The organism is Shewanella sp. SG41-4, from assembly GCF_014164505.1.
Lineage (GTDB): Bacteria > Pseudomonadota > Gammaproteobacteria > Enterobacterales > Shewanellaceae > Shewanella.
Genome location: NZ_JACJFI010000330.1, coordinates 1 through 3,730, shown reverse-complemented (window position 1 = coordinate 3,730; position 3,730 = coordinate 1). Strand labels below are relative to the sequence as shown.

The window sequence follows — 3,730 nt, the reverse complement described above, 5'->3', positions numbered from 1 at the left end:
AATTATTGGGTGTGACATGTAAGGCGAAATCGAGATTAGATTGAGTATATTCGTGAGCACAAAAAACTTGGGTTTGGTCGGGTAAATTTGCCAACTTGGTTAACGATTGCAGCATTTGTGTCGCACAGTTGAAAAAACGCGGTTTACCTTTAGAACTGGCATTGTTGCCTATTGTCGAAAGTGGTTTTGACCCACTCGCCTATTCGCCGGGTGATGCGTCGGGGTTATGGCAATTAACCGCACCAACGGCTATGTCGTTCGGCGTTAAGACAAATTGGTGGTACGACGGTCGCCGTGATGTTGCCTCTTCAACAAAAGCTGCTTTAGATTTAATGGAATACCTTTATGCCAAAATGGATCAAAATTGGTTATACAGTATTGCCGCTTATAACTCAGGTGAAGGCCGAATATTCAATGCAATAAAACATAACCAAGCACGCGGAAAATCGACAGATTTTTGGTCATTATCGCTACCAAGAGAAACGGCTCACTATGTACCCCAGTTATTAGCATTGGCCGATGTCATTAAACATGCTGATAAGTACGGCATCAATTTAATCCCTATTGATAATTCACCTCAAATAGAGGTAGTCAATATTGAAAGCCAACTCGACATGAACTTAGCGGCTGATTTGGCTCAAATTGATATAAATGATTTAAAAGCGATTAATCCAGGTTTAAAGCGCTGGGCAACTGCCCCACAAGGTCCACATCAATTGATTGTGCCTAGTGATAAAGCGGCATCATTTAAACGAGCATTAGCCACTATTGAACCAGACTCCCGTATTAATTGGGTTCGTTATAAAATTAAGTCTGGTGACAACATCAATAAAATTGCCGATCAATTTGAAACCTCTGCACCGCTAATAAGAAGCAGCAACGGTATTAAAGGCAATAATATTATTGCTGGTCGCTTTTTGATTATTCCTGTAGCGGCAAAAGATCCTGATTTAGCAAGCATGACAGCAGACCAAGTATTGGCCCGCAGAGCAGTGGTTAAATCTAGCTCCAATAAGCAATCTTATACCATTAAATCTGGTGATTCATTATGGAAGGTAGCGCAGTCACAACAAGTGACTATCGCACAATTAATGAAGTGGAATAATCTTAAAAAACAATCCACGTTAACCATCGGTAAATCATTAGTCATATATCCAAATGAAGTCGTTGCTAGTACTGCAAGCAATGAGAAAACAGTTAATTATCGCGTACAATCAGGTGACTCTTTAGCCCGTATAGCACTTAAATACAAGGTTACCGTTGCTGAGTTAATCGAATGGAACAGTTTACAAAACAGTAAATTGATCCAACCAGGACAGATATTGAAACTGATTGTGACCAATAGCTAATTAGCTCTGCCAATAAGGCATTGTTACTGAGTAGAGGTTAAAATAGATATTGGTAGGAGTTAACCACTGAGTTAATTTCAGCAAATAAAAACGGACAAGTTATCACTTGTCCGTTTTTTATAGCATAAGATTAGCATTAATGAATCAACCGATTCACAGCGTGAAAAACCTTATTACACTGCGCATAGTGCCATTATAGCAAGTGCCATTGTAACAGGTGTCATTACAGCAAGTGCCATGACAGTAGATTACTTATCCATTTTTAGCTTAGTTAACTACAAAACATATAACTGTAACTGAAGTTGCTTTGAACAAGGCTGTAGCATTCATATCGAATCACCTACAGCCCGTGTCATTAATGAATGACTAGATTCCAAGTTTTTTAAACAACCCTTCCTTTAACTTTTCTTTAGCTTTATCAGCTTCATCTTTAAATTGGCCTTCCAGTAACGCTTTAGTGTCAATACCAAACTTAGGCTCTTGGAATGTACCTTTGATAGTTAACGGAATGTCGATACCTTTAAGTGACTCATCAACAGCTTCGCCTTGTCCGGTTAATGACCCCACTACACTCGTCGTTAAGGTGTAATCCAACGCTTCTGTAGTAATGTTTGCCGTACCTTTGCCATTTAAACGAATCAACGGTGAGGCCATGGCTAAATCAGGGTTAGTCACAACAGCATCTTTCATCGTAAAACTACCGGTCAAACTGGTAAAATCAGTTTTCAACTCTTCTTTCTTAGCCGTCGACAAATCACCTTTCAACTTTTGCTGTGCGCCACGGATCATCTGTGGAATGTTAACCCCATACAGCGAGCCATCAGCAACTTCAAACTTACCCACTGCAATAAGATTGTTTTTCAGGTTAGCTGGAATCAAACTGGCGCCACTGCCTTTAACGTCAAAGCTTGCAATTCCAGAAAGTAAATCGACTTCAGCAGCATCCGTTAATAACGGACGAATTTTCACCCCAGTTAAGGTGTTATCAAACTCATAAGTTGGTACCGCTTTGCGTCCATCAAGTTTAGCGCTAAGTGCTAACTTACCTTCAGACAAATCAGCAGTGAGCGACGATAACGTTAATACACCTTTATTAATCGCCATTTTCATTTGCCAATTTTCCGTTAGCATATTACTGACTTTAATTGATTTTGCGGTTAATTTTAGAGTTAAATCAACAGTTTTTAGTGCTGTCAAATCAGGTTCTTGGCTTGGTGCAGTTTCTGATTTTACTTCAGTGTCTTTAGCATCGCCCTCTTGCTGTGGCAGTAATGCATCTACATCAATATCGCCAACATCAAGGTTCATTACAATTTTAGGAATACTATTACCATAGTCGACCTTAATGTCGCCAGTGGCTGCTAAGTCCATAGCTGACATTTTAGTCAATTGCAGCTCAATGGTTTTTGCATCCAATGACATTGTCATTTGAGTACTCAGTTCCGCGGTAACCTTTTTGCCTGGTAAGCTATCGCCTTGGGCTTTATGTACCATGTCAAAATCATTAATAGTGACATGTGTTAATGTTTGGTCGATTTTAACTTTACCTTGCCCTGATGAAGCTAACTGCATATCAGGCAGTGTCGCTGAAAACTCGTAAGCAAAATCAGCGAATTTATCTAGGCTGAACTGTCCTAAAGTAAAACTTTTTAAGCTAAAGGTTTGAGTCGTATTGCTGGCCATATCAATAATATTGATATTCGTATTGGTAAGTTCAATACCGCCAATATCTAACGTCTGTAAAGACATCACCTCTGAATTGCTTGAGGTTGATTGTGGTTTTTCTGCCACTGTTTCAGCCGACAAACCATCAAAACTTGTTTTGCCGTTTTTTTGAGTGACTAAGTTGAGTGTTAATCCATCAAGCTTTAATAAATCAACTTCAATTTGTTGGCTAAATAAAGGCATCAACGCGACATTGGCCACGGCCTCATTAACATCAATCATCGAAGCCGGCGTAAACCCATCAGGATTCGATAGTGAAATGCCTCCAAGTTTAATGCCTAAAGATGGAAACACACTCCAACTTAAATCTTGGCTGATTTGCAAATCACGACCAGTTTGTTTTTTGACGGCATCGACAATTTGCGGTTTAAAATTATTTAAATCGAAAAACATTGTGAGATAGACGGTTACACCTACCACTAAGGTTAGCATTATCGCTAACAACCACTTTACTACTTTCATTATTGCTTCCTTGTCTGTCGCTATTTTAAGCCAAAATAGCTAAATCCAGTGCCTGCCGACTGACAGCAACACCATTTAAATCAGCGTAGATCATCATTCCAGGAGAAATACTGATGCCAGCTATCTCAATTGCGACATTGACTTCTCCTACGTCTTTTTTGTCTGTTTTAATGGGATTAGTGCCTAAAGCTTGC

General features: G+C 39.5%; 2 protein-coding genes and 1 pseudogene. 1 reads left to right on the top strand and 2 read right to left on the bottom strand.

Going from position 1 to position 3,730, the window contains the following annotated elements; genetic code table 11:
• The first annotated feature begins 128 nt into the window (after positions 1–128).
• Positions 129–1,349, top strand: coding sequence for a lytic transglycosylase (locus tag H5202_RS19100; protein ID WP_259397388.1), 1,221 nt, complete (start codon positions 129–131; stop codon positions 1,347–1,349).
• Positions 1,350–1,715: 366 nt separating this feature from the next.
• Here the strand turns inward: H5202_RS19100 and H5202_RS19095 are convergent, their stop codons facing one another.
• Together H5202_RS19095 and H5202_RS19090 are read right to left on the bottom strand one after the other, a co-directional pair.
• On the bottom strand, positions 1,716–3,536 hold the full coding sequence (locus H5202_RS19095; protein WP_182773458.1) for an AsmA family protein: 1,821 nt from the start codon (positions 3,534–3,536) through the stop codon (positions 1,716–1,718).
• 25 nt (positions 3,537–3,561) lie between these two features.
• Positions 3,562–3,730 (bottom strand): annotated as a pseudogene (locus tag H5202_RS19090) (putative 4-hydroxy-4-methyl-2-oxoglutarate aldolase); the annotation flags it as partial.